We start from the raw sequence: 24,920 nt of genomic DNA on the forward strand, positions 1-24,920 counted from the left end.
TCGGGATGGGGCAGCGCGGATCATAGGCTGCGTTCGATTCGGCCGTCGGAGCGCGCCAGGTAACCCGTGCCACACTCCCAAAGCAGCGCAGCGCGGTCCTCGGTAACAAGTGCGTCGAGTCCACCACGCAGCGCATAGGCGGTGAAGCCGAGCTGCGTCAGTAGGAACACCGCGTTGGCGCTGCGCTTGCCGCTTTCGCAATAGCAAAGGTAGGGCCGCTGCGGGTCCAGCAAACGGGTTTTCAAACGCAGCAGGTGCAGCGGCATGTGCAGCGCCTGCATGGCATGGCCCTGCTCGTAATCATCAAGCAGACGCACATCCAGCCACTGCGCACCGCAGGCCAGCAGATCAGCCACGCCATCCAGATCGACTTCGCCAACCACCGGTGCCTTGAGCAGCTCGAGAAAGTCCGCCCGCGCCAGGCGGAGCACCCGACCGTCCTCAACCATCGCGACACTGGCATTACGCGGTCGCTCCTCGATCAGCGCCTCTTCACCGAAACAGGCTCCGGGTTCCAGCTCGGCCAACAGCTGCTCACCGCTGCCGGCGGCCTTCAGGACCTGGGCGCCGCCGCTCTTGAGGAAATAGCAGCAATCGCCGGCTTCCCCTTCGCGTAGCAGGGTTTGCCCGGCGGATACCTCGATCTCAACGAGGCGGCTGAGCATGCTGCGAATATTTGCCGGTGGAACCTGGGCGAACAGCGGACTCTCCAGCAGGCGCTCCAGCCACTCGCCGTCCTCGCCCTCCATCGACAGCTGCAGCAGCACATCTTGCAGGGCTTGGCGCCAGGACAGCAGGCGCTCCAACTCCGCGCTGTCCACCGTCAGCAGCTGGCAGTCGTCCAGCGCCCTCGCCTCCAGCAGGCGGCCCGCAGCAAGGCTGTGTAGAGCAGCCGATGTGCCCGCCACCAGCCGCGTTTGCTGCCCGTCGTGATCGGTCAACAGCAGGCTGCCCGACATCAGGTAATGACGTTTCGAACTCAGCTCATCAACAAGGTCGAGCAACTGCCCAGGCGCAAGCGCGAGCGGCACTATGCGCACGCGAAGCTCCCACAACTGGCGTGGCGACAAGCCATTGAGCGGGACCAGATTACGCAGCTGATCGGGGTGCAGCGGTTTGTTCATCCGACAAAATCCAAACGTCTATCCGTCAATCAGCTTCTGCAGCTGGCCCTGAGCAGCACGGCGCCCTTGCAGTCCACCGGTATGGACGAATATCAGCCGCGTGCCGGCGGGAAAATAACCGCGCTCGACATAAAGGCGCAATGCCATCATGGTCTTTGCAGTGTATATCGGATCGAGCGGCACGCCACCCTGGCGCTCGGTATCGAGAATGAACTGCGCCAACTCCTTGTCGAAGCGACCAAATCCGCCACGACTGGCGTCCAGCAGTTCATAGCCGCTGGACGCCACACCGGCTTGCGCGAGCAAGTTGGCCACGCTGGCATCGACGGCGTGGGAAGGCGGCCCTGCCAGCGCGCCGAACACCCGATGCCTACCTGCCTCGCCGATGACCAGACCCGCCAGCGTCGTTCCAGTACCAGCGGCCAGCCAAAGTGCGTTGTAGTCCTTCCAGCCGAGCGACGCGAGCGCGGACTCCACTCTCGGAACGAGTCCGGCGCACCCCAGGGCGCCGGGCAAACCGCCGCCACCTTCAGGGATGCAGTAGAAACCTGGATATCGCGCTCGCCATGGCGTCCAGAAGGTAGGCAGATTGCGCTCCCGGTACCCTGCGTAGCCGAGCCAATGCAGCTGCATGCCCCAGCCACGTAGATCGGCGACCGTTGGCGTTACCTGCTCATGGCCGCGCAGCAGGCCGACAGTAGGCAGGCCGAGTCGGCGGCCGGCTGCAGCCAGCGCATGCAGATGATTGGAGTGTGGGCCGCCGAGACTGATCAGCCCCGGCGCAGCGACAGAACGCGCTGCATCGAGATGCTTTACCAATTTGAACCACTTGTTGCCGGACAGCTCGGGATCCAGCAGATCGAGCCGCAGCACCGCAACCTCGACCCCGCTGCGCGCGAGCCAGTCCAATGACAGCGGCTGCAGGATCAGCGGAGCATCGAAGCCGAGATCGGATTGAACGGAGGACAAACCGCTCAGCTGCCGGTGCGCTGCCGGTCTTCCTTGCGGTGCCGGGCGCAGCAGTTGGATTCGCCGATCACGAAGCGACTCGGCGCATCGATCTTGTCCAGGGGCATCGCGCAACGCTCACCGCTGGAAAGCGCCGCGACGCAGGCCGGCTTCTGATAATGCTCCAGCCACTGTCGGTACTGCTCCTCGGAGACAAAGCACTTGGCAGCAGCATAAGCCAGAGGATTGGCGCGGTAGCGGGCCAGGTCCTGCAATGCGATCGTCAGATGCCCGGCACCCGGGTGGTAGGCCATGAACACGACCCCTTGTCGAGACAGTTCCTCCAGCACCCGGTCACCGCTGTGGCGCAGCGTTTCGCACTCGGTCTTGAGCCGCTGGATTTCCTCTTCCAGCTGTGCATCCAGTTCGTTGCGGTAGGCCAGCTCGACATCGCGGATCGCCACCTGCTCCTTGTACTCCGCAATCGCCGCCGCGATACGGGCCTGGGCTTCATGCTCGAACTGCTCCCGGGCGGCGCCGATCTCAACCCGACCGCTGACCTCCAGCGTACGCAGCTGCTTGCTCATTTCCTCACGCGCTTTCTGGAAACTCTCGCCCTGGGCGGTCATCTGCGCATGCAGGCTGGCGCTCAGCTCGGTCTGCTGTTGCAATTTCTGCTGCAGCGTGCGGATCTCCTCCTGCAGTGCCTTGCGTTCCTTCTCCGCGGCAGCCGTGAGCTTGAGCGCGTCTTCTTCGCGCAGACGCTCGAGGTTGGTAATGCGTTGGCGCTGTTGCTTGATCAGCAGCGCAGCCTTCTGCCGCTGTTCACGCTCATGGCTTTCGGAACGTTTCGCAGCTGCGTCCTTGCCGGCCTCGGCTGCATACCAGGTGTCTTCGGCGACCATCTGCAGACGTTCCGCAGGTACGGCCTGAGGCGTCTCCTCTTCGACCAGCAGACCGAGCTGGTTGCGCTTGATGGTCTCGCGCAACACAACCAGATCATTGCGTTCGGGACCGACCTTGGGGTCCCACATGTGCATCTGGTGCCAGGAGACCGGGCACTGGCTGCGGCAGGCCAGGCGAATCGGTCCGGCCCCCATGTCCGGACCACGCCCGGTACGCTCGGCCAACTGACGCAGGGGAATGTTCCAACCGGCGTCGGCAGAGCCGTCGTCATTGAAGTCGAGACAGAAAAACACCGCGGCGCGCACCTGCAGCCGCGGATTGATCATTACGTAGACAGCATGCATCTGGCGGTCTGCGAACTCGGGTAGCGCGACCACCCCATCCAGCACCGCTTCGAATTCGGGATACAGCATTTCCTTACAGATGGAGCCCTCATTGAAGAACAGGACGGCTTCGACCATCTGCGGTTTGTTCTGCATGCTCGATTTCCTTTATCGCCCGCAACTGCGAGCCAGCGATTAGCGGAACGAGCGGCCATCCGATGCCGTCGTCCCGTTGGTGCCGCAAGTTTAGGGGAAATGTTCGCGCAGGCAATGTGACTGGGTTGGCAGGGAGTCGCCGCATCGGACGCCGTTCGACCAGGCGCCCAGCGGATTTGCGATGAGCTTAGCTAAATCACTTGCCGCGGTAGGCAGCGAGGCGTCGCTTCATCTCGTCGCCCAGGGCCTGCAAGCCACTCATGGGCCGGATCATGACCTCGAATTCGACAATCTTCCCTTCGTCATCGAAGCGGATCATGTCGATGCCCTTGAGCTCACGGTCACCCACCCGGGCGCTGAACTCGAGGACTACATCCGCACCCTGGGCGCTGGCCAGCTCACGGTGGTAGCGGAAATCCTCGAAAACCTGCAGCACGGTGTTGAGGATCAGGCTCACCGTCGCTGCCCCCTCATACGGCGTGTGAGCCATCGGCGAGCGAAACACCGCCTGCGGATGCAGCAGCTCCGGCAGCCGGCTCAGGTCTCGCTCAACGATCATTCGGTGCCAGGTCTGCAGGCTATTGGCAGCCCCCGGTTGCAGCGCGATTGCAGTTTCCATGCGTGATCCTCTTTGCGGATGTGCCGGTGGCCTAGAGCGCCGCTGCCAGGCGACAGCCCTGATTGATCGCGCGCTTGGCGTCCAGTTCGGCGGCGACGTCGGCGCCACCAATCAGATGCACCCGCGCGCCAGCGGCCTCAAGGCCTTCCTGCAGCTCACGCAACGGCTCCTGCCCGGCGCAGAGAATCACCGTATCCACCGGCAGTACCTGCGACTCGCCTTCGCCCACGCGGATGTGCAGACCGGCGTCATCGATCTGCAGGTACTCCACCGAATTGAGCATCTGCACGTGCTTGTTCTTAAGCCCGGTACGGTGGATCCAGCCAGTGGTCTTGCCCAGCCCGTTACCCACCTTGGACTTCTTGCGCTGCAGCAGATAGACCTGACGCTTGGGCGCATGCGGAGCCGGCTGGATGCCGGCGATACCGCCGCGCACCGACAGCCCGAGATCGATACCCCACTCCTTCCAGAAGGCTTCACGATCCAGGCTGGTGGATTCGCCGTCGTGAGTGATGTATTCCGACACGTCGAAGCCGATACCGCCTGCGCCGATCACCGCGACGCGCTGGCCGACCGGCTTGCGCTCCAGAATCGCATCTAGGTAGCCAATCACCTTCGGATGGTCGACCCCGGGAATTGCCGGCACTCGCGGCGCGATCCCGGTTGCCAGGATGATCTCGTCGAAGCCACCGGCCAGCAGCGCTTCCACCGTCGCGCGGGTGTTCAGACGAACCTCGACTCCGGTTTCTTCGAGGCGGTTCTTGAAGTAGCGCAGGGTTTCGTAGAACTCCTCCTTGCCCGGCACCCGCTTGGCAACATTGAATTGCCCGCCGATTTCGGCGGACGAATCGAACAGCGTCACCTCATGACCGCGCTCGGCTGCGATGGTCGCAGCGGCGAGCCCCGCAGGCCCGGCACCGACGACGGCGATCTTCTTCACCGCGGTAGTGGGGATGTAGTTCAGCTCGGTTTCGTAGCAGGCACGCGGATTGACCAGGCAGGTGGTCAGCTTGCCGCTGAAGGTGTGGTCCAGACAGGCCTGGTTGCAGCCGATGCAGGTGTTGATGCGCTCGCTGTGACCGGCGGCGGCCTTGTTGACGAACTCCGGATCGGCGAGGAACGGACGCGCCATGGAGACCATGTCCGCATCGCCCTCGGTCAGCACCTGTTCGGCGACCTCCGGGGTATTGATCCGGTTGGTAGTGATCAGCGGAATGCTCACCTCGCCACGCAGCTTCGCGGTCACCTTGGTGAACGCGGCGCGTGGCACCTTGGTGGCGATGGTCGGAATCCGCGCCTCGTGCCAACCGATGCCGGTATTGATCAGCGTGGCGCCCGCCTGCTCGATGGCCTTGGCCAGCTGCACCACCTCTTCCCAGACACTGCCGCCTTCGATGAGGTCGAGCATCGACAGGCGATAGATGATGATGAAGTCGCTGCCCACCGCTTCGCGCACGCGGCGCACGATCTCCACCGGCAAGCGCATGCGATTCTCGTAGCTGCCACCCCAGCGATCGGTGCGGTGGTTGGTGTGCGCCACCAGGAACTGATTGATGAAGTAGCCTTCCGAACCCATGATCTCGACGCCGTCATAACCGGCTTGCTGGGCCAGGCTTGCGCAGTTGACGAAGTCGCGGATCTGCTTCTCGATGCCCTCCTCGTCCAGTTCGCGCGGGGTGAACGGATTGATCGGCGCCTGGATAGCGCTCGGCGCCACCAGCTGCGGGCTGTAGGCGTAACGCCCGGCATGCAGGATCTGCATGCAGATCTTGCCGCCAGCTTCGTGAACCGCCTGGGTAACGATCTTGTGCTCTTCGGCCTCCTCCGGCGTGGACAGCTTGGCCGCCCCGGCGCGCACCGAGCCTTCCTCATTGGGGCCAACGCCACCGGTGACGATCAGGCCGACGCCGCCGCGAGCGCGCTCGGCGAAGAATGCCGCCATCCGCTCGAAGCCGTTGGGCATTTCCTCCAGGCCCGTGTGCATGGATCCCATCAGGGTACGGTTGCGCAAGGTGGTAAAGCCCAGATCGAGCGGAGCCAGCAGTTTCGGGAAAGCGGTCATCGAAGCATCCTCATCATGACAAGTGCCGAGCCTCATGGGGCTACGGTCGGTATGCAGCGACGATAAACAGCGAAGGTGCCGTACTCAATGATCCAAAGTGACAACTTTTTGATCCTTCTGCGCAAAAAGCTTGGCAACAGGCGCCGCGTTACCTACGCTGACGCAATCCCTCACTGCCCTGCCTCACATGCGCACCTCAATCAATATCGTGCTGTTGCTCGTCCTCGGAGCAGCCTCATTTGCCGTCTACCTCGACTGGACGCAAGACCGTCGTAGCGGCCCACTGCTGTCCGATCTGCGTACGCTACCCATCGAAAACCACGGGCAGGCCGGAAGCGCAGGCAACCTGCTGGGCATCGAGACCCGGCTGCAGCCAGCCGACTATCAGAGCCGCGAGCGGCTGCAACTCAAGTTTCGCACCTACCTCAAGCAGGCGGCCGAAGCCGGAATGCTCAGCGAGCGAACCGTCGTGGTGCTCCCCGAACACGTTGGCACTGGCCTGTTCGCCCTGGGCGAAAAGCCGGAAGTGCAGCAAGCCCGCACCCTGCGCGATGCGATGCAGTGGATGGCGCTCAGCAATCCCGGCAGCTATCTGCGCGCACTGCCGGATAATCAGGGCGACGATCGGCGTACCGGTGCGGTGTTGCGACTCAAGGCCCGACAGATGGCAGAGGAATACCAGAACGTCTTCGGCGGCCTCGCCAGAGAGTTCGGCGTTACCTTGGTGGCTGGCTCGATCGTGCTGCCGGAGCCCTATCTGGAGAACGATCAGCTGATGATCGGCGATGGCCCGCTGCGCCAGGTAAGCCTGACCTTTGACGGTCGCGGCAAGCCCCTCGGAACGCTGCAGTACAAGCAGGCGTTGAGCCGTTACGAACGCCGCTACAGCGTTGCCCCCATCCCCGAGCGTCGACGGCTGATTGAAACACCGGCGGGCTCGCTGGCAGTGCTGCTGGGCTGCGATGCCTACCTCGAGCAACCGCCTGCCGAAGCGAAACTGCTGGCTGTACCCGGCGCGCTGGCAGATCCGCAGGCGAGCTGTGGCAGTACACATTCCGACGCGCTCAGCGCAAGACCGCACATGGCCGTGCGTACCCTCGCCCTGCCCTGGAATCTGCTCGGCTCGCCGCGCCGCCCGGCGCCCCCGGGCCACGGCGTCCCGGTCCAGGTACGCAATCAATGGCTCGGCAGCACCCCATGAATGCGCAACGGGTGCGCCTGGGTGATCTGTCGGTCGGTTTTCTGCACAGCCTCAACGATGCGTTGCAGCTGTACGGCCATGACCCTCAGCCGCTTTTGCTGGCCTACGGACTGGATGGCGAGCGGCTCGCTGAGCCGCATGCCCGCCTCTCGATCCCCCGTTACATGCGGCTCGGGCATGCGGCCATCCAGCTGGCTGGCGATCCCGCTCTGGGCCTGGAGATGGGCCGCCTGCGCAAGCCCGGGCACCTCGGCCTCGCCGGGCTGACCGCCGCTCAGGCGCCCACCGTGCGCGAAGCGGCAAGGGCGCTGATCCGCTACGAGGCGCTGTATGCATCCAACTACCGCGGCAGTTCGAGTTTTCATGAAGATGCGTCAGGCGCCTGGCTGCGCTTTTATTCCATCAGCCCTTACAACGCCTACAACCGCTTCGTCGTCGATACCGTACTCGCCAGCTGGATCTCGCAGCTCGGCCGCTTGAGCGGTCAGCCGCTGGTGCCGATGGCGATCCACATCGAGTTCGAAGCCCCTGACTACGCCTCGCGCTACGACGAGCAGTTCGGCCGGCCGGTAATCTTCGGCGCCGAAGCGAATCAGTTGCAGCTGGATCAGCGCAGCCTGGCGTTGCGCAACCCGGATCATTGCCCCGGCACCTGGCGGCATCTGCTGGAGCTGTGTGAAGCCGAACTGGAACGGCGCACCCGCACCCGCAGTCTGCGCGAGCGGGTCGCACAGATTCTCGGGCCGATGCTCAAGGGTCAGGAGCCCGACCTGCAACAGATCGCTGCACGTCTGCAAATGCCGGCCTGGACACTGCGACGCAAGCTGGCCGAGGAAAACAGCAGCTATCGCGCGATCCTCAACGACACCCGCCGCGACCTGGCGATGGCCTACATTCGCGACACCGAATCCGCTTTCGGCGAGATCGCCTGGCTGCTTGGTTTTTCCTCAGCCGAAGCGTTTCAGCGTGCCTTCAAGCGCTGGAGCGGGCAGACGCCAGGAGACTATCGCCGGGCGCAGCGGCGCGGCGCGTAAACGGCGCATACGCGAGCGGCGATCAGAGTTCGACCGCATCCTCCGCACAGTCCGGGTGATCCTGCTCGGCGGCATGCCATTCCAGTAGTTCGTCCTGGTAGTCGTCCATCGCTAGATTCCTCAGTCGTCGGCGGTTGCCCAAGGCTTGATGCCTGTCTGTGCATCAAGGTTCATGCCAGCAGGCTACAACCGGCAAATGAAGGAATCGTGACGTGCCTTGAGCCTCGCGGGCGGCCAGATCACGGGGCACGCGCGAGTGACACGCCCCAAACCGGGGCGCGCCTTCAGGGTGAAGACAACCCCGCTGCATTCATCGCCAGGCGCAGCAGCCAGGCGACGATGCCGAGCGCCAGCACGCTGCCACTCCAGATCAGCACCAACCAGCTCATGCGCTGCCAGAGCGGCCGCTGCTCAGGCTGTGCGGGCGGCTTGTTATCCAGATCAGCCATCAGTGATACCCATCCTCCGCACTGACCTTGCCGCGGAACACGTAGTAGCTCCAGGCCGTATACATCAGGATCAGCGGCAGAATGAGCAGTGCTCCGACCAGAGTAAAGCCCTGACTCTGAGGCGGTGCGGCCGCCTCCCAGATGCTCACCGACGGCGGAATGATGTTTGGCCAGAGGCTGATGCCCAGACCGCTATAGCCGAGGAAGATCAGCGCCAGCGTCAGCAGGAATGGCGTGTAGTTGGCGTAGCGCTGAATCGAGCGCAGCAGTCCGAATGCGCAGAGCAGCACCAGCACCGGAACCGGCATGAAATACAGCAGGTTGGGCATGCTGAACCAGCGCTCGGCGATATCCGGATGGGTCAGCGGCGTCCACAGGCTGACGATGCCGGTAACCACCAGCACCGCCCACACCAGCGGAATGCCGATGTCGTGCATGCGCCGTTGCAGGTCGCCGGCGGTGCGCATCATCAGCCAGGTACAGCCGAGCAGCGCATAGGCAACGATCAGCGCCAGTCCGCAGAACAGCGAGAACGGCGTCAACCAGTCCAGCGCCCCGCCGGCATAGGCCCGATCCTCGACCGGCAACCCGCTGATGAATGCACCAAGCACCACGCCCTGGAAGAAGGTTGCGACCAGCGAGCCGCCGATAAAGGCCTTGTCCCAGACATGCTGGCGCTCGCGGACCACCTTGAAGCGGAACTCGAACGCCACGCCGCGGAAGATCAGCCCCATCAGCATGAAGATGATCGGCAGATAGAGCGCGGACAGCACCACCGAATAGGCCAGCGGAAACGCGGCGAACAGCCCGGCACCGCCGAGTACCAGCCAGGTCTCGTTGCCGTCCCAGATCGGCGCGACGGTGTTCATCATCACGTCGCGCTCCGAGGCGTCCTGCACGAAGGGAAAGAGGATGCCGACGCCGAGATCGAAACCGTCCATCACCACGTACATCATGATGCCGAAGATGATGATCACCGCCCAGATCAGTGAAAGATCGATACCCATGGCTCAGTTCCTCTCGCCCAGTTGATCGCTTTGTCCCTCGGGAAGGGCTTCGTCCGCCGCAGAGATCGGTCGCATCGGCGTGCGCGCCTCGCCGGGCCCACCGGTACCTTTCTCGCGCCCTTCGCTGATCACCGGACCTTTGCGCACCAGGCGCAGGACGTACACCATGCCCACCCCGAACACGGCGAAGTAGACGACCACGAACATCGCCAGAGTGAGCCCCAGCTGGCCGGCGCCGTGATTGGATACGGCATCGGCGGTGCGCATCAGGCCATAGATCACCCAGGGCTGACGCCCGATCTCGGTGGTGTACCAGCCAGCCAAGATGGCGATCAGCCCGGAAGGCCCCATCAGCAACACCAGCCGCAGGAACGCGCGTGAGCTGTACATCCGGTCGCCCCGCCGCAACAGCAGACTCCAGATACCGGTGACGATCATCAGCAGGCCGAGCGCGACCATGATGCGGAACGTCCAGAACACGATCGTCGAGTTCGGCCGGTCCTCGGGCGGGAAGTCCTTCAGCGCCGGAATCGGTTCGGTCAGGCTGTGATTGAGGATCAGACTGGCGAGGTAGGGAATCTCGATCTTGTAGCGCGTTTCCTCGGCCTCCATGTCCGGCCAGCCGAACAGCAACAGCGGCGTCGGCCCGCCTTCGGAGTTGTCCCAGTGCCCTTCCATCGCGGCGATCTTCGCCGGCTGATACTCGAGGGTGTTCAGCCCATGGAAATCGCCGATCACCGCCTGCACCGGTGCCACCAAGAGGGCCATCCACATGGCCATCGAGAGCATCTTGCGGATCGCCGGGTTGTCCTTGCCGCGCAACAGCTGCCAGGCCGCCGACGCGCCGACGAAGAACGCCGTGGCGAGGAACGCGGCGACCGCCATGTGCGCCAGTCGATAAGGGAACGACGGGTTGAAGATGATCGCCAACCAGTCCACCGGCACCACGATGCCGTCGATGATCTCGTGCCCCTGCGGCGTGTGCATCCAGCTGTTGGACGCCAGAATCCAGAAGGTCGAGATCAGCGTGCCCACGGCCACCATGAGCGTGGAAAAGAAATGCAGGCGTTCGCCAACCCGATTCCAGCCGAACAGCATGACCCCGAGGAAACCCGCCTCCAGGAAGAACGCGGTCAGCACCTCATAGGCCAGCAGCGGCCCGGTGACACTGCCGGCGAACTCGGAGTAGGCACTCCAGTTGGTGCCGAACTGGTACGCCATGACGATTCCCGACACCACACCCATGCCGAAATTGACCGCGAATATCTTCAGCCAGAAGTGGTACAGGTCGCGATAGACCTCCTGCCGGGTCTTCAGCCAGAGCCCCTCGAGCACGGCGAGAAAGCTGGCGAGCCCGATGGTGATCGCCGGGAAGATGATGTGAAAGGTGATGGTGAAAGCGAACTGGACGCGCGCCAGCTCTAGTGCTTCCAATCCGAACATGGGCAACAACTCCTCGTCAAATGAGCGCCCGCGTCGTCGATGACGGTAAAAACGGGGTCCAGCACAAGTGACAGCAGAACGCGCCAAGGGTGCGCCGCGGGAGCCGCGCCATCTCGTCGCGCCCTCTGGATCGGCGGTCGAACCATCGCGTTCCAGCGGTCTATGCTGGTCGTAGCCGCGTCAGCCTTGGAGTACCGCCGGTGCCGATTCACACCTTCATCCCGCCATACATTCTCGACCGCATCATCGACCGCGGCTCGCCCTACCAGCGCGGCTGCGCTCAACAGACGCTGCACCACGTGCAGAGCCTGCTGCCCAACCCCGGCCCGCCACGACCCACAGCCATCGCCGAGCTTGGCGAGCTGCGCACGCCCGGCCACCCACAACGACGAATCCATGACGCCGAGCAGCAGATGCAGCTGCCGGGCACCCTGCGACGTCGCGAAGGTCAGCCGGCCTCCGGCGACGCCGCGGTGGACGAAGCCTACGACGCGCTCGGCGCGACCTACACATTCTTCTGGCAGGTTTTCCAGCGCGACTCGATCAATGACCTGGGGATGCCGTTGATCGGCACCGTGCACTACGGCCAGGGCTACGAGAACGCCTTCTGGAACGGCGAGCAGATGGTGTTCGGCGATGGCGACGGTGAGCTGTTCCAGCGCTTCACTCGCTCGCTGGACGTGGTCGCCCACGAACTGACCCACGGCCTGATCGAGAGCGAAGCCGGGCTGGTCTATTTCAACCAGCCCGGAGCGCTCAACGAATCGGTGTCGGACGTGTTCGGCGTACTGACCAAACAGCACGCGCTCGGCCAGACTGCGGCGGAGGCCGACTGGCTGGTCGGCGCCGAACTGCTCACCGACAAGGTCAACGGCGTCGCCCTGCGTTCCATGGCCAACCCGGGCACCGCCTACGACGATCCGCTGCTCGGTCGCGACCCGCAGCCTGCGCACATGCGCGACTTCATCGAGACCCGCGACGACAACGGTGGCGTACACCTCAACTCCGGCATTCCCAACCGCGCCTTCTACCTCGCGGCCATGGCGCTGGGTGGTTACGCCTGGGAGCAGGCCGGACGAATCTGGTACGCCACCATCTGTGATCCACAACTGCCCAATGATGCGGACTTCGCAACCTTCGCCGGTGTGACGCTGAACCACGCGGCGCAGCTGTTCGGTCGTCAGTCGCCTCAGGTTCAGGCGCTGTATGAAGCCTGGACGTCAGTGGGCGTAGCACTGCGCTGAGGAGGCAGGATGAAGATGCCAGCACTGGGACCGGAAACCTCGTTGCGCGTATCGCGCCAGGGCGGTTTCGTCGCGGCGCCAAGCCTGGCGCGACCCCGGCAGATCGAATTCTCCGACTGCGATGCCGAGCAGCGCCGCGGCCTCTGTTCGGTGGTCGAACGCTGCCTGCCGGTCGCCAGCAAGAACGTCGGTGCCGGCGATCAGCGCTTCTTCCGGGTCGAACTGCACTACCGACGCGAGGACACCGACGCCGAACTGATCCTGCAGATCGCCGAGGACCGAGCGCCACAGGAACTGATGCAGCTCTGGCAGAACGGCGCCATCCCCGGCGACAGCTAGAAGCGGATCACGCCGCCGTCCGCAAGCAATGCGGTGATCTGCGCCGCCGGCAGCGGGCGTGAGAGCAGGTAGCCCTGGAACTCGTCGCAACCGTTGCGACGCAGGAAATCGAACTGCGCGGCGTTCTCGACCCCTTCGGCCACCACCGTCTTGTGCAGGCTCTTGCCCAGCGAAATGGCGGCACGGGCGATCATCGCCACTTCCTCCTCCTGTTCGAGCCCGGTGACCAGCGATCGATCGATCTTGATGATGTCCAGCGGAAAACGCCGCAGATAGCTGAGCGCCGAGTAACCTGTACCGAAATCGTCCATCGCCAAGCGAAAGCCCCGCGCCTTGAACTCGGCCAGGATGGAAACCGCACGTGTGCCGTCTCCGAGGAATACCGTTTCGGTGATTTCCAGCTCCACCTGGGTCGGCGGCAGCCCTATTTCGTCGAGCACCGCGAGGATGCGTTCGACCACATCGTCGCCAAGAAACAGCAGCGGTGACAGGTTCACCGCAATCAGCAGCGGCGTGCCGCGTCCCTCGTTCCATTGCCGCGCATCGGTGAAGGCGCGACGCAGGATGGCCAGGGTCAGCGGCATGATCAGCCCGCTCTCCTCCGCCACCGGGATGAAGCGATCCGGCCCTATCACCCCCAGCTCCGCGTGGGTCCAGCGCGCCAGCGCCTCGACACCGACAATCCGCCGCGTCGCATCGACCTTCGGCTGGTAGTGCACCGACAACTCGTTGCGCTCCAGCGCCACGCGCATGGCGGCCTCGAGATTCAGACGCTCATCGGCGATCCGGTTGAGATCGTGGGTGAAGAACTGGAAATTGTTGCGCCCACGCTTCTTCGCCGCGTACATGGCGATATCGGCGTGTTTGAGCAAGCTTTGCGCATCCTCGCCGTCGTCGGGGAACATCGCCACACCCAGGCTGGCGCCGACCTGAAACTCGCGACCGGCGAGCATGACCGGCCGGCGGATTTCGTTCAGCACACGCTCCAATAGCGAGATCACTGTGCTGATGCGGTAGTGATCGCTGAGCACCAGCACGAATTCATCCCCACCGACCCGCGCCACGGTGTCGGAGCTGCGCAGGCTACCGGCCAGCCGCGCCGCAATACTCTTGAGCAGCTCGTCACCAGCGACATGCCCGAGGCCGTCGTTGATGAACTTGAAGTTGTCCAAGTCGATGAATACCAGCGTCAGGTAGTAGCCCAGGCGAGCCGCACGGGCCAGGCCCTGCTCGATGCGGTCGTTGAGCAGGATGCGATTGGGCAGGCCGGTCAGCAGATCATGGTTGGCCTGACGTTCGAGCTGCTGTTGATAATGCTTGCGCTCGGAGATGTCCTGCACGGTGCCTTCGTAGCAGATGAACTCGCCGCTAGCGCCTCGCACCACGTGCGCGTTCTCGGATATCCAGATGCGTGTGCCGTCGCGCCGATAGACCTCGGACTCGAAGTTGAGCACCTCGCCCTGCTGCTCCATCAGCTGGCAGAACACTTCGCGACGCCCACCCTCGACGTACAGGCGACGCTCTATGTCAGCGAGATCGGCCACCAGCTCGGACGCACTGTCGTATCCGTAAATGCGCGCCAACGCAGGATTCGCGGCCAGATAGCGGCCATCGCGGGTGGACTGGAAAATGCCCTCCGAAGCGTTCTCGAAGATGCTGCGATAACGCAGTTCGGCCTGCTCCAGCGCTTCGAGCACGGCCTTCTGGGCGGTGATGTCCTCGATGAAGCCCTCCACCACGATCTCGCCCTGCTCATCGGGCACCGCGACGCCCCGCTCGATGACCCACTTGAGGTTCCCCGCAGCGGTGCGGATCCGGTAATGCACGGTGAATCGCCCCATTCCGGCGACAGCATTATCGATGCAGCGGCGGACGCGAAGCCGGTCATCCGGATGGGTGATCCGGTCCCATGAGATGCCGTTGTCGTCGACCAGATCCGCAGCACTGTAGCCGCACAAGCCTTGCGAGCCCTGACTGACGAAGATCATCGTCCAGGGCGCGTCGTTGCGGCAGCGGTAGGCCATGCCTTCGAGGTTGTTGACCAGCGTGTCGAGCACACGCGAGCGGTCCAGCACCTCACAGGTGAGCAGACTGCTCCGGCGGTTGGTTCTGGCAGAGAGTTCTTGGGTCATTGATCTGGGCTTGAAGTGGTTATCCTGCATGACCCGGAGCCGCGACAATGTTGAGGCTGTCGCCCGGAGGTCTGCAGGAAAGGCAGAAAACCGATGCGCAGCAAGAAACGCTCCATTGATGGCACATGGCCACCCGTCGAGCCCTCGTCCCGCCTCCGGCCAGGAACCGCGCACCATAATGTGACGTACCGGTCACAGCCGAGCCCCATTTCAGGGCACCGTATCGCTTCATACCGCTCTGCCATGGTGCCCGCTATTAGGGACAGCTCGCCGCGCATATCGGATCAGTACTGCACGTCGCCGCTTCTGGAACGCCCAGAACTGCCCTCCTTCGCCGGCTCGCTGCGCTGCAGTGCTGCTGGCAAAAGAAGCGCAGTCACGCCAGCGGCCAGCGCCGCAAGCAACACGACGGGGCCGGCGGCGTTCCAACCGAAAGCCGCGGTCACGCCGCCGACCACTACCGGGCCCAGCAGTTGTCCCAGATTGCTGCCCTGCATCATCAGGCCGACAGCAATTGGAACGAGGAAGGTCTCCCGCGCAGCCAACGGTGCGGATGCCAGCAGCGTGGCCGGGATCAACCCACCCACGGCTGAAAACAGCAGGCACAGCAGGAAGGTCGCCTGCGGTTCGAACCAGCCCAGGAATATGCCTATCCCGGACGCCCCCATGACGCCGCTGGCAAACAGGATCAGCGAACCACGCCCGGCGCCGCGCGTGAGCAGATAGCCAGCAGCAAGGTTGCCGCTGACATTGACCACACTGGCCAGTGCGCTCAACAGCCCCGCACTCCGATATGAAATATCCATACGCTCCATCAGCAGAACCGGCAGAAAGCTGAACAGGGCGAAGAACATCAGGCTGTACAGCGCGAAACCAACCGCCAGCAAAACGCTGGCTCGGGAAAACAGCACGCGCCGAATATTTCCCAGTAGCCGTCCGGGTATGCCAGACGAAACGCCAGCGGGTATGCAGCAGCCCACCGCCACCGCGGCGATTACCGCCAGCGCCGAACCCGACCACCACAACCCCTGCCATGTCTGGAACAGCGGCCCGGCGACCATGGCCAGCGCCATCCCGCTCGGCATGAAGCAACTCCACAGCGAGTAGGCGCTGTCCCGCGCAGCGCCGGTCGTCAGGCGTTCCAGAATCGCCGGCCCGGCGACGATGATGAGCAGGAATCCGAGTCCTTCCAGCAGCCGGGAAATCAGCAGCAGCGCGAATGACGGCGCGGCGGCGCCCGCGACGCCGGCAACCGCGGTTACCCCGAGCCCCAACAGCAGGGCCCGCCGATCTCCGACTGCCGCCACCACCGCACCGGCCGCCGCTCCCCCGAGCAAGCCGAGCACCGCGAATATGCCGGTCAGCCAGCCGGCTCCGGCGAGATCGACCCCAAGGTCCGCCTGTAGCAACGGTGTGGCAATGGCAGCCTTGCCCAAATGCAGAGCCGCCACGACTCCGCAGCCGAGCACGACCCAGACGACCAGCCTCGCGCGGAGCTGCCGGGCGACATTCATTCCGGCACCCCGACCGGATTGGCGGCGAGTGCGGCGGCCACGCGAGCGACGTGCCAGCCCTGGTAACGGGCGCCCTGCAGTTCATTTTCGCTCGGCTGGCGGTCACCGCCGCTGCCGTCATCGGCCAGTGTCGAGGCGCCATAGGGCGTGCCACCGGTTATGGCATCCATCCGCAGCTGCCCCTTGAAGCTGTACGGCAGCCCGACCACAACCATCCCCAGATGAAGCAGTACGGTGTGCGTCGCCAGAATCGTGCTCTCCTGGCCCCCGTGCTGGCTGCCAGTCGAGGTGAACACGCTGCCCACCTTGCCGACCAGCCGGTCCTCGGCCCACAGCCCGCCACATCGATCGAGGAAGTTCTTCATCTGCGCGGCCATGTTGCCGAAACGCGTCGGCGTGCCGATCACGATGGCGTCGTAGTTCGGCAGTTCCGCCACGGTCGCCGTATCCGCGGGCTGGTCCATCTTGTACCCCGCATTCTGCGCGACCTCGTGCGGAACGAGTTCGGGCACCCGTTTGACGTCTGCCAACGCGCCCGCTTCGCGTGCGCCCTCGGCGACGGCATCGGCAAGTGCTTCGACATGCCCATAGGATGAGTAATAGAGCACCAGTACGTTCGTCATTGCTGCAGTCCTCCGATGGCATTGACTGGAGCCAGGCTAATGACTAAAAACGCTCTCGCGGAGTGATTAAATTTCGATCAACTCGATCTATGGAGCAGATCATGCTCGATGGCATGACACTGGATCAGATTCGTACGTTCGTAACTGTGGCCGACAGCGGCAGCTTTCGATCCGGCGCGGCACGGCTGCTGCGCGTGCAATCGGCCATCAGCCATGCCATCGCGAACCTGGAGACAGAGCTGGGCCTGCAGCTGTTCGATCGCAGCGGCTACCGCCCCGTCCTCACTCAGGAAGGTCAGGCACTGCTGGCCCACGCACGCGACATCCTGCTGCGCGCCGATGCCATGCGTGCTCGGGCGCGGGCGCTGGGTGCGGGTGTCGAGCTGGAACTGACCCTGGTGGTGGATACGCTGTTTCCGATCGAATCGGTGGCGCTCGCCATTACCCGGGCCAGCGTCGACTTTCCTTCCACCAGCTTTCGCCTGGAGTCACAGGCCCTGGGTGGCCCCATCGCAGCGCTGGATGAGAGGCGCTGCACGCTCGCGATCATCGTCGGCGAGGATTTTCGCAATCCCCGGCTGGCGCTGGAGGCGATTGGCTCGATTGCGCAGATTGCCGTCGTACGCAGCGATCATCCGCTGGCCGAACTCGGCAGCCGTGAGCCACTCGGCGTGCCGGATCTCGCCGGCCATCTGCAGATCGTGCTTGCCGATCCCACGCCACTCTCCGAGGGCCGCTCATTCGGCGTTCTGTCGCCCTTCACCTGTCGGGTGAATACCCAGGAAGCGAAGGTCGCACTGATCCGCGCCGGACTCGGCTGGGGACGGCTCCCGGCATGGCTGGTTGAGGAGGATCTGACTTCAGGGCGGCTGGCGCGCGTCGCCATTCCCGACCTTGGCAGAAACAGCGAGGTGCAATCCGAAGCCTACCTCGCGCACCGCCTGGATGAGCCACTCGGGCCTGTGGCACAGGCGTTCCGCCGCGCCTTGCTCGAGCAAGCCGGCATCTAGCCTCACGAGAGCGCTGGCAATTTTATCCAGACGAGCAGCGCTCAGTAGCCGCTGCCCGCGTATTGCCGAGGCCCCTTCGCGAGCGGGCACATCGTCGGCAGCTACAGGACGTCGGTTACGGCCGCACGTATGTCATCGGCCAGCTGGCGTACCCGCGCTTCGCTGGTGTCCCATGAGCACATGAAGCGCGCACCGCCGACGCCGATGAAGGTGTAGAACATCCAGCCGCGGTTCCTGAGCGCCTCCAGTGCCGATGGCGGCAGGCTGACGAAGACACCATTGGCCTGCACCGGAAACATCAGCTCGACCCCAGGCAACGGTTGAATCGACTCGGCCAGCAGCTGGGCACAACGGTTGGCGTGTTCGGCGTATCTCAGCCAGGCGCCGTTTTCCAGAAGCCCGACCCACGGTGCCGACAGAAATCGCATCTTGGAGGCAAGCTGGCCAGCCTGCTTGCAGCGGTACTCGAAATCGGTGGCCAGTTCGCGATTGAAGAACAGGATGGCCTCGCCGACCGCCATGCCGTTCTTGGTGCCACCGAAACAGAGCACATCGACGCCGGCTTTCCAGCTCAGTTCGGCGGGCGACATGCCCAGGTGAGCGCAGGCATTGGCAAAGCGCGCGCCGTCCATGTGCAGGTGCAGCCCGAGGTCCTTGCAGGTGTCGCTGATGGCACGCAGCTCGGCGGGCTGGTAGACGGTACCGACTTCCGTGGCCTGGGTCAGGCTGACCACGCGTGGCTTGGGGTAATGGATGTCCTTGCGCTTCAGCGCGATCTCGCGAATGGCAGCAGGCGTCAGCTTGCCCTGCTCGGTCCTGCCGAGCAGCAGCTTGGAGCCGTTGGAGAAGAACTCCGGCGCGCCGCATTCGTCCGTCTCGACGTGGGCGATGTCGGCGCAGATCACGCTGTGGTAGCTCTGGCAAAGGGACGACAACGCCAGGGAATTGGCCGCTGTACCGTTGAAGGCGAAGAACACCTCGCAGTCGGTCTCGAACAGTGCGCGGAAGTGATCAGCCGCGCGGGCTGTCCATTGGTCGTCGCCGTACGCCCTGTCGTGGCCTTGGTTCGCCCTTGCCATGGCTTCCCAGGCTTCAGGGCAGATGCCGGAATAGTTGTCGCTGGCAAATTGCTGCTTGTCGGTCGTCATCAAATCCTCGTTATGGCATTGCCGGGCGGTTGGTGGCTGCACGTTACGTTGTAGAAGCCCGGACACGCGAGCGCAAACGGAGTGTCAGGCGAGCATGTACGGGGTGATGCCGGCGCCGCCCCGCCCTCGTCAGCCTCCACGCAACGTCGTAGCCCAGCGCGGACATCACGGCGGCACATTTCACGGTCGCCCACAGGGAAATTCAGTAACGCTGTGGCACCCTGCAGCGCGTGTTCTGAAAACCACGGCACGCTGAATCCCATCTAGTCTTTGACGACGCGCTGCGGCGAATCGAAAAGCGTCGTGCCCCACCCATCTCACCAACCAGGAGGGTTCATGGTCCATCCCAGTGTTTCGCAAAAACGTGCCGCCTTTCGTGCGCTGCACCAGTCCGGCTGCTTTGTCCTGCCCAACCCCTGGGATGTCGGCAGTGCGAGCGTCCTCGCAGGCCTCGGTTTCAAGGCGTTGGCGACGACCAGCTCCGGCTACGCCTGGTCGTGTGCCCGCGCCGACGGACAGATGCCGCGGGACGAGGTCCTGGCCCATATGCGCTACATGGTCCAAGCCACCCATCTGCCGGTGAACGCCGATTTCGAGAGTGGCTACGCCGATACGCCCGAAGGCGTGGCCGAAAGCGTGCACATGGCGGTCGGAACCGGCGTCGCGGGTATTTCCATCGAGGACTCCACAGGCGACCCGCACGAGCCGTTACGCGAGCTTGCCGAGGCCACCGAACGTATGTGCGCCGCGCGTGAGGCAATCGACGCTACCGGAGGCGAAACATTGCTGATCGGTCGCGCCGAGAATTTCTTCGTCGATCGGCCTGATCTCGACGATACCCTTGCACGCCTGAAAGCCTATGCCGATGCAGGCGCCGACTGCCTGTATGCGCCAGGCCTGAGAACCCGCGAGCAGATCAGCGCCGTCATCGAGGCAGTCTCGCCAAAACCGGTCAATGTACTGATTGGCTGGAACAGCGACCTGACCGTGCAGGACCTCGCCGACCTAGGCGTCAGACGCATCAGCGTCGGCGGCGCATTGGCCAGAGCGGCGTGGGCCGGTTTTCTGCAGGCGGCACGGTCCATCGCCGAGCATGGACGATTCGATGGTTTTGCCAACGCAGCCTCTGGAGCGGAGCTCGACGCGCTGTTTGGCAAATGCGAGAGGCCATAGGATTCCGCCGAAACGGGTCGCCGACGGGGATTGGATAGTGCAGGGTTCACCAATCACATCGCTATTCGACAGGCACAAAAAAAGCTGCCCTTGGGCAGCTTCTCTTGTCTCATCACTTCTAAAGGAAGTGAGCGGAGGGATATGGCGCAGCGGACGGGACTCGAACCCGCGACCCCCGGCGTGACAGGCCGGTATTCTAACCGACTGAACTACCGCTGCGCGTCGGCCGGACTTTCGTCCGAAATCTCACAAAGGTTGGTGGCTGATGACGGGATCGAACCGCCGACCCCCTGCGTGTGATGCAGGTGCTCTCCCAGCTGAGCTAATCAGCCGATCGCCTTGCGAGGCGCGCAATTTACTCAGCCCCCTACGCTAAGTCAACAACAGCATTGAATTTTTTTTACGGAACCGTGGTCAACAGGAGCTGCCGCGTCACTTTGTAACCTTGGTCCCGCACCATCGATTCGCCAAGAGCACCTGTAAATTCGCTGCGGCGTCCGCGAAAGTGTTCTAAAAGTGCTGTATCGCCTGACAGAGGCAACCCGCGTACTAGGGAACCGAACAACAAAAGCGCCACGGAGTATTTCGCTTGCCACTGCCGGGAAAACTGGACAACTACCGCCGCTACGTCCCACTCATTATCAGTACCGTGCTGCTCTGCGTGTTCGCGCTCTACCTCGCGATGCAGATCGAGCAATGGATGAACCTGTCTCGCGCCCCTACCCCCACCGACGTCTATGAACAACAAGCCGGCAATCTGGGTCAGCCCGATATGCAGCGGCTGGAAATACTGTTCGGCTCGGCGGCCCCTTCTGACTCCTACGCGCCCACCGCGGCTGCCAGCGGCTTTACCCTGCGCGGCAGCTTCGTGCACATGGACCCGCAGCGCTCAAGCGCCATTGTTCAAGTCGACGGGCAGCCGCCACGGCTCTACTGGCAGGGCGAAGAGCTGGCCAGTGGCGTCAGTCTGCATCAGGTCTACCCTGATCGCGTGGAGCTAGCGCGCAACGGCGCCGTCGAAGTGCTGCATTTTCCTCAGGTACGCTCGCCCAGCTACATTCCCGAGGAGATGACCGAAGCGCCCTATCAGGATCAACCACCCTATGCCGAGCCACCGGACGAGGAGACGCAGCTGATGCAGCAGCAGATGGACGCCTTGCGTCAGCAGCTGGAAGAAGCCGTCAACCAACCCGATGCCGCCCCCGCCAACGATCAGCCCACGGAAGACAATTGACCGATGCCGAAGCCTTTTTCGCGCCCGTTGCTTGCCCTGCTCGCCACCGGCCTGCTGGCCGCCCCTCTGCCTTTGCTTGCCGTCGAACCCGGTATCGAGCCAAGCCCCAATCAACAGGACGGCTGGACCATCAATCTCAAGGACGCGGATATCCGCGCCTTCATCGATCAGATCAGCCAGCTCAGCGGACAGACGTTCATCGTCGATCCGCGAGTGAAGGGGCAAGTCAGCGTGGTATCCAATGCCACGCTGTCGCTGAGCGAGGTGTATCAGCTGTTCCTCTCGGTCATGGCGACGCACGGGTTCAGCGTGCTGACCCAAGGCGATGTCGCCCGAGTAGTTCCGAATGCAGAGGCCAAGGCCGAAGCCGGCAGCGGGCCTACCGGCGGCGACCAATTGGAAACACGGGTGATCCAGGTGCAGCACACTTCCGCGGCCGAACTGATACCCCTGATCCGCCCGCTTGTCCCGCAGTTCGGCCATCTTGCTGCGGTGTCGTCGGCCAATGCACTGATCATCAGTGATCGCAGCGCCAATATCGCGCGCATTGAGGACCTGGTGCGCCAGCTCGATCGTGCTGAGAGCAACGATTACGCCGTGCTCAATCTGCAGCACGGCTGGGCGATGGATATCGCTGAAGTGCTGCGCAACTCGCTGATGCGCGGTGATGCGAAAACCACCTCCGGCGTGCAGATCATCGCCGATTCCCGCACCAACCGATTGATCTTCATTGGCCCCAGCGAGGCCCGTGGCAAGCTGGCGGCACTGGCCCAATCGCTCGACACGCCAACCACGCGTTCGGCCAACACGCGCGTTATCCGTTTGCGCCACAACGATGCGAAATCCCTGGCCGAGACCCTGGGTGATATTTCCGAAGGTCTGAAAAACCCCGAAAGCGGCGAATCCGCCACCTCTGCCCGGCCGCAGAACATCCTGATCCGCGCCGACGAAAGCCTGAACGCGCTGGTCCTTCTCGCTGATCCAGAGCTGATCGGCACTCTGGAAAGCATCGTTCGCCAGCTGGATGTTCCCCGTGCGCAGGTCATGGTCGAAGCGGCTATCGTCGAGGTTTCCGGCGACATCACTGACGCCCTCGGCGTGCAATGGGCGGTCGACGCGCGCGGAGGCACTGGTGGAGCCGGTGGCGTCAGCTTTGGCAACACCGGTATTTCGGTCGGCAGCGTGCTCAATGCCATCAACGAGAACGAGATCCCGGAGAACCTGCCCGACGGCGCGATCATCGGCGTTGGAACTCGCAGTTTCGGCGCGCTGATTACCGCACTGTCGTCCAACAGCAAGAGCAATCTGCTGTCGACGCCGAGCCTGCTGACGCTAGATAACCAGGAAGCTGAGATTCTTGTCGGCCAGAACGTCCCGTTCCAGACGGGCTCCTACACCACCGATGCGGCGGGCGCGAACAACCCCTTCACCACCATCGAGCGCCAGGACATCGGGGTGACCCTCAAGGTGACTCCGCACATCAACGAAGGCGCCACGCTACGCCTGCAGATCGAGCAGGAGATCTCCTCGATCGCGCCCAGCGCCAGCCTGACGGCCCAGGCCGTGGACCTGGTGACCAACAAGCGCGCCATCAAAAGCACCATCCTTGCCGAAGATGGCCAGGTCATCGTGCTTGGTGGCCTGATCCAGGACGACGTCACCCGCACCAACGCCAAGGTGCCGCTACTCGGAGACATTCCGTTTCTGGGTGCCCTATTCCGCTCGACTCAGGAAACCCACGTCAAACGCAACCTGATGGTGTTTCTGCGACCTACGGTCATTCGCGACCGTGCCGGCCTGGCGGCTCTTTCCGGGAAGAAATACAGCGATATTCGGGTCATCGAAACGGATTCGGCCAGCCCCAGCATCCTGCCGGCGAATCCCGCGCAGCTGTTCGACGGACGGGGCGAGCCCGCACCGGCTATCGATCTGCGTCAGTGAAAAAAGGGCACAAGTGTTCGTGCCCGACCTGCTTGCGCAGGCCGGGCACGGCATCCTGATGAGTTGATCTAGAGCGCTGCGAGACCGCGAGCCAGATCGGCCTTGAGGTCAGCGACATCTTCCAGCCCCACCGCTACCCGAATCAGACTGTCCGAAATGCCTGCGGTCGCGCGATCCTCGGCGGACAGCCGACCATGTGTGGTCGAGCCTGGATGGGTAATGGTGGTCTTGCTATCGCCCAAATTGGCCGTAATCGAGATCAGTCGAGTCGCATCGATGAAGCGCCACGCGGCCTCCTTGCCTCCAGCAACCTCGAAGCTCACCACCGCACCGAACCCCTTCTGCTGACGCTTGGCCAGCTCGTGCTGTGGATGGCTGGACAAACCCGCATAGTAGACGCGCTGGATACCGGGCTGCTGCTCGAGCCATTCGGCAAGCTCCTGAGCGCTGGCGCAGTGCGCCTGCATGCGCAGCCGCAACGTTTCCAATCCCTTGAGGAAGACCCAGGCATTGAACGGACTGAGCGTCGGGCCGGCGGTACGCAGAAATCCGACCAGTTCCTTCATTTGCTCGCTGCGACCTGCAATCACACCGCCCAGGCAACGGCCCTGGCCATCGATGTACTTGGTCGCGGAATGAATGACGATATCGGCACCCAGTGCCAGCGGCTGCTGCAATACCGGTGTGCAGAAGCAGTTGTCGACGGCCAACATCGCGCCCTTGGCGTGGCAAAGCTGCGCCAGCGCGGCGATGTCCACCAACTCTGCCAAGGGATTGGATGGCGATTCGACGAACACCAGCTTGGTGTTCTCCTTGAACGCGGACTCCCAGGCGGCAAAATCGGTGAGCGGCACATAGTCGACCTGCACACCGAAACGCTTGAAGTACTTCTCGAACAAGGAAACGGTGGCGCCGAATACGCTGCGCGAGACCAGCACGTGATCGCCTGCCGAGCACAGGCTCATCACGGTGGCGAGGATGGCCGCCATGCCGGATGCCGTGGCGACCGCCTGCTCTGCGCCCTCGAGCGCCGCCATACGCTCTTCGAACGCACGGACGGTGGGATTGGTGTAACGCGAATAGACATTGCCCGGCACGTCACCGGCGAAGCGCGCCGCAGCATCGGCGGCACTGCGAAACACGTAACTGGAAGTGAAGAACAGCGGCTCACCGTGTTCGGCTTCCGGTGTGCGCCGTTGTCCGGCGCGTACCGCAAGCGTATCGAGCCCGACGCCTTGAAGATCGCTGTCCAGCCGTCCGGCATCCCATTCAGTCGTCATAGCTCTTACC

21 protein-coding genes and 2 tRNA genes are annotated in these 24,920 nt (G+C 63.5%); 8 read left to right on the plus strand and 15 right to left on the minus strand.

The features are described from left to right. Positions 1-20: 20 nt before the first annotated feature. From LLJ08_RS12225 to LLJ08_RS12245, 5 genes are all read right to left on the minus strand, one after another. Complete coding sequence (locus LLJ08_RS12225) at positions 21-1,124, minus strand: cyclic nucleotide-binding domain-containing protein (protein WP_228207136.1); 1,104 nt, start codon at positions 1,122-1,124, stop codon at positions 21-23. An 18-nt stretch (positions 1,125-1,142) separates the two neighbouring features. Beyond that, positions 1,143-2,093 carry a 1-aminocyclopropane-1-carboxylate deaminase/D-cysteine desulfhydrase gene (locus LLJ08_RS12230; RefSeq protein WP_014820529.1) on the minus strand — a complete coding sequence of 317 codons (951 nt, stop codon included), beginning with the start codon at positions 2,091-2,093 and terminating at the stop codon, positions 1,143-1,145. A gap of 5 nt (positions 2,094-2,098) precedes the next feature. Continuing rightward, positions 2,099-3,457 carry a hypothetical protein gene (locus LLJ08_RS12235; protein ID WP_023446334.1) on the minus strand — a complete coding sequence of 453 codons (1,359 nt, stop codon included), beginning with the start codon at positions 3,455-3,457 and terminating at the stop codon, positions 2,099-2,101. A gap of 196 nt (positions 3,458-3,653) precedes the next feature. Further along, positions 3,654-4,076: a nuclear transport factor 2 family protein gene (locus LLJ08_RS12240; RefSeq protein ID WP_228207137.1), complete on the minus strand. Its 423-nt coding sequence runs from the start codon at positions 4,074-4,076 to the stop codon at positions 3,654-3,656. 31 nt (positions 4,077-4,107) lie between these two features. Next, positions 4,108-6,138, minus strand: a complete 2,031-nt coding sequence (locus tag LLJ08_RS12245; RefSeq protein ID WP_023446336.1) for an NADPH-dependent 2,4-dienoyl-CoA reductase — start codon at positions 6,136-6,138, stop codon at positions 4,108-4,110. A gap of 187 nt (positions 6,139-6,325) precedes the next feature. Between LLJ08_RS12245 and LLJ08_RS12250 the strand changes: the two genes are divergently transcribed. Beyond that, entirely contained in the window at positions 6,326-7,339 is a 1,014-nt protein-coding gene (locus LLJ08_RS12250; protein WP_023446337.1) for a carbon-nitrogen hydrolase family protein, read from the plus strand. Then, the gene (locus LLJ08_RS12255; protein ID WP_228208938.1) at positions 7,336-8,373 is read left to right on the plus strand and encodes an AraC family transcriptional regulator; all 1,038 of its coding nucleotides are present in this window, start codon (positions 7,336-7,338) and stop codon (positions 8,371-8,373) included. Before LLJ08_RS12250 ends, LLJ08_RS12255 begins: the two co-directional genes overlap by 4 nt. A 284-nt stretch (positions 8,374-8,657) precedes the next feature. On the opposite strand, the gene LLJ08_RS12260 is transcribed toward LLJ08_RS12255, so the two are convergent. The 3 genes from LLJ08_RS12260 to LLJ08_RS12270 are packed head-to-tail and all read right to left on the minus strand — an operon-like array spanning position 8,658 to position 11,272. Beyond that, on the minus strand, positions 8,658-8,822 hold the full coding sequence (locus LLJ08_RS12260; RefSeq protein WP_023446339.1) for a DUF2474 domain-containing protein: 165 nt from the start codon (positions 8,820-8,822) through the stop codon (positions 8,658-8,660). Continuing rightward, on the minus strand, positions 8,822-9,829 hold the full coding sequence (gene cydB / locus LLJ08_RS12265; RefSeq protein ID WP_003301390.1) for a cytochrome d ubiquinol oxidase subunit II: 1,008 nt from the start codon (positions 9,827-9,829) through the stop codon (positions 8,822-8,824). The genes LLJ08_RS12260 and cydB overlap by 1 nt, the downstream gene beginning before the upstream one ends. Before the next feature lie 3 nt (positions 9,830-9,832). Next, positions 9,833-11,272 carry a cytochrome ubiquinol oxidase subunit I gene (locus tag LLJ08_RS12270; protein ID WP_003301388.1) on the minus strand — a complete coding sequence of 480 codons (1,440 nt, stop codon included), beginning with the start codon at positions 11,270-11,272 and terminating at the stop codon, positions 9,833-9,835. 200 nt (positions 11,273-11,472) lie between these two features. On the opposite strand from LLJ08_RS12270, the gene LLJ08_RS12275 reads away from it, so the two are divergent. Both LLJ08_RS12275 and LLJ08_RS12280 read left to right on the plus strand, forming a co-directional pair. Further along, positions 11,473-12,516 carry a M4 family metallopeptidase gene (locus LLJ08_RS12275; RefSeq protein ID WP_228207138.1) on the plus strand — a complete coding sequence of 348 codons (1,044 nt, stop codon included), beginning with the start codon at positions 11,473-11,475 and terminating at the stop codon, positions 12,514-12,516. A 9-nt stretch (positions 12,517-12,525) separates the two neighbouring features. Next, on the plus strand, positions 12,526-12,855 hold the full coding sequence (locus LLJ08_RS12280) for a protealysin inhibitor emfourin (protein ID WP_041014202.1): 330 nt from the start codon (positions 12,526-12,528) through the stop codon (positions 12,853-12,855). Here LLJ08_RS12280 and LLJ08_RS12285 read toward each other — a convergent pair. The 3 genes from LLJ08_RS12285 to wrbA form a co-directional block, all read right to left on the minus strand. Next, positions 12,852-14,987, minus strand: a complete 2,136-nt coding sequence (locus LLJ08_RS12285) for a putative bifunctional diguanylate cyclase/phosphodiesterase (protein WP_228207139.1) — start codon at positions 14,985-14,987, stop codon at positions 12,852-12,854. The two genes, LLJ08_RS12280 and LLJ08_RS12285, sit on opposite strands and share 4 nt — an antisense overlap. 284 nt (positions 14,988-15,271) lie before the next feature. After that, positions 15,272-16,501 carry an MFS transporter gene (locus tag LLJ08_RS12290; RefSeq protein ID WP_023446343.1) on the minus strand — a complete coding sequence of 410 codons (1,230 nt, stop codon included), beginning with the start codon at positions 16,499-16,501 and terminating at the stop codon, positions 15,272-15,274. Then, positions 16,498-17,124, minus strand: a complete 627-nt coding sequence (gene wrbA / locus LLJ08_RS12295; RefSeq protein ID WP_023446344.1) for an NAD(P)H:quinone oxidoreductase — start codon at positions 17,122-17,124, stop codon at positions 16,498-16,500. The genes LLJ08_RS12290 and wrbA overlap by 4 nt, the downstream gene beginning before the upstream one ends. A 101-nt stretch (positions 17,125-17,225) precedes the next feature. Between wrbA and LLJ08_RS12300 the strand changes: the two genes are divergently transcribed. After that, entirely contained in the window at positions 17,226-18,134 is a 909-nt protein-coding gene (locus LLJ08_RS12300) for a LysR family transcriptional regulator (RefSeq protein ID WP_031298137.1), read from the plus strand. A 101-nt stretch (positions 18,135-18,235) separates the two neighbouring features. Here LLJ08_RS12300 and LLJ08_RS12305 read toward each other — a convergent pair whose 3' ends face one another. Next, positions 18,236-19,282, minus strand: coding sequence for a threonine aldolase family protein (locus tag LLJ08_RS12305; RefSeq protein ID WP_023446346.1), 1,047 nt, complete (start codon positions 19,280-19,282; stop codon positions 18,236-18,238). A 336-nt stretch (positions 19,283-19,618) separates the two neighbouring features. Between LLJ08_RS12305 and LLJ08_RS12310 the strand changes: the two genes are divergently transcribed. Next, positions 19,619-20,455: an isocitrate lyase/PEP mutase family protein gene (locus LLJ08_RS12310; RefSeq protein ID WP_228207140.1), complete on the plus strand. Its 837-nt coding sequence runs from the start codon at positions 19,619-19,621 to the stop codon at positions 20,453-20,455. Positions 20,456-20,597: 142 nt separating this feature from the next. Here the strand turns inward: LLJ08_RS12310 and LLJ08_RS12315 are convergent. Then, a tRNA-Asp gene (locus LLJ08_RS12315) sits at positions 20,598-20,674 on the minus strand. Positions 20,675-20,711: 37 nt separating this feature from the next. Next, positions 20,712-20,787 (minus strand) — tRNA-Val (locus LLJ08_RS12320). A gap of 257 nt (positions 20,788-21,044) precedes the next feature. On the opposite strand from LLJ08_RS12320, the gene LLJ08_RS12325 reads away from it, so the two are divergent. Both LLJ08_RS12325 and gspD read left to right on the plus strand, forming a co-directional pair. After that, positions 21,045-21,689, plus strand: a complete 645-nt coding sequence (locus LLJ08_RS12325) for a type II secretion system protein N (protein WP_023446348.1) — start codon at positions 21,045-21,047, stop codon at positions 21,687-21,689. A gap of 3 nt (positions 21,690-21,692) precedes the next feature. Next, the gene (gene gspD, locus LLJ08_RS12330; RefSeq protein WP_041014209.1) at positions 21,693-23,630 is read left to right on the plus strand and encodes a type II secretion system secretin GspD; all 1,938 of its coding nucleotides are present in this window, start codon (positions 21,693-21,695) and stop codon (positions 23,628-23,630) included. Positions 23,631-23,698: 68 nt separating this feature from the next. Here the strand turns inward: gspD and LLJ08_RS12335 are convergent, their stop codons facing one another. Further along, on the minus strand, positions 23,699-24,910 hold the full coding sequence (locus LLJ08_RS12335) for an O-succinylhomoserine sulfhydrylase (protein ID WP_014820547.1): 1,212 nt from the start codon (positions 24,908-24,910) through the stop codon (positions 23,699-23,701). Positions 24,911-24,920 lie beyond the last annotated feature (10 nt).

The sequence above is a fragment of the Stutzerimonas chloritidismutans genome, assembly GCF_020783375.1.
Taxonomy (GTDB): Bacteria; Pseudomonadota; Gammaproteobacteria; order Pseudomonadales; family Pseudomonadaceae; genus Stutzerimonas; species Stutzerimonas kunmingensis.

Excerpts from the sequence above, each read along its gene's own strand:
- LLJ08_RS12280 (WP_041014202.1), top strand. The coding sequence starts at position 12,526 with ATGAAGATGCCAGCACTGGGACCGGAAACCTCGTTGCGCGTATCGCGC.
- cydB (WP_003301390.1), bottom strand. The coding sequence starts at position 9,829 with ATGGGTATCGATCTTTCACTGATCTGGGCGGTGATCATCATCTTCGGC.
- LLJ08_RS12225 (WP_228207136.1), bottom strand. The coding sequence starts at position 1,124 with ATGAACAAACCGCTGCACCCCGATCAGCTGCGTAATCTGGTCCCGCTC.
- LLJ08_RS12270 (WP_003301388.1), bottom strand. The coding sequence starts at position 11,272 with ATGTTCGGATTGGAAGCACTAGAGCTGGCGCGCGTCCAGTTCGCTTTC.
- LLJ08_RS12300 (WP_031298137.1), top strand. The coding sequence starts at position 17,226 with ATGCTCGATGGCATGACACTGGATCAGATTCGTACGTTCGTAACTGTG.
- LLJ08_RS12335 (WP_014820547.1), bottom strand. The coding sequence starts at position 24,910 with ATGACGACTGAATGGGATGCCGGACGGCTGGACAGCGATCTTCAAGGC.
- LLJ08_RS12255 (WP_228208938.1), top strand. The coding sequence starts at position 7,336 with ATGAATGCGCAACGGGTGCGCCTGGGTGATCTGTCGGTCGGTTTTCTG.
- LLJ08_RS12285 (WP_228207139.1), bottom strand. The coding sequence starts at position 14,987 with ATGACCCAAGAACTCTCTGCCAGAACCAACCGCCGGAGCAGTCTGCTC.
- LLJ08_RS12245 (WP_023446336.1), bottom strand. The coding sequence starts at position 6,138 with ATGACCGCTTTCCCGAAACTGCTGGCTCCGCTCGATCTGGGCTTTACC.
- LLJ08_RS12250 (WP_023446337.1), top strand. The coding sequence starts at position 6,326 with ATGCGCACCTCAATCAATATCGTGCTGTTGCTCGTCCTCGGAGCAGCC.
- LLJ08_RS12235 (WP_023446334.1), bottom strand. The coding sequence starts at position 3,457 with ATGCAGAACAAACCGCAGATGGTCGAAGCCGTCCTGTTCTTCAATGAG.
- LLJ08_RS12310 (WP_228207140.1), top strand. The coding sequence starts at position 19,619 with ATGGTCCATCCCAGTGTTTCGCAAAAACGTGCCGCCTTTCGTGCGCTG.
- LLJ08_RS12290 (WP_023446343.1), bottom strand. The coding sequence starts at position 16,501 with ATGAATGTCGCCCGGCAGCTCCGCGCGAGGCTGGTCGTCTGGGTCGTG.
- gspD (WP_041014209.1), top strand. The coding sequence starts at position 21,693 with ATGCCGAAGCCTTTTTCGCGCCCGTTGCTTGCCCTGCTCGCCACCGGC.
- wrbA (WP_023446344.1), bottom strand. The coding sequence starts at position 17,124 with ATGACGAACGTACTGGTGCTCTATTACTCATCCTATGGGCATGTCGAA.
- LLJ08_RS12305 (WP_023446346.1), bottom strand. The coding sequence starts at position 19,282 with ATGACGACCGACAAGCAGCAATTTGCCAGCGACAACTATTCCGGCATC.
- LLJ08_RS12260 (WP_023446339.1), bottom strand. The coding sequence starts at position 8,822 with ATGGCTGATCTGGATAACAAGCCGCCCGCACAGCCTGAGCAGCGGCCG.
- LLJ08_RS12240 (WP_228207137.1), bottom strand. The coding sequence starts at position 4,076 with ATGGAAACTGCAATCGCGCTGCAACCGGGGGCTGCCAATAGCCTGCAG.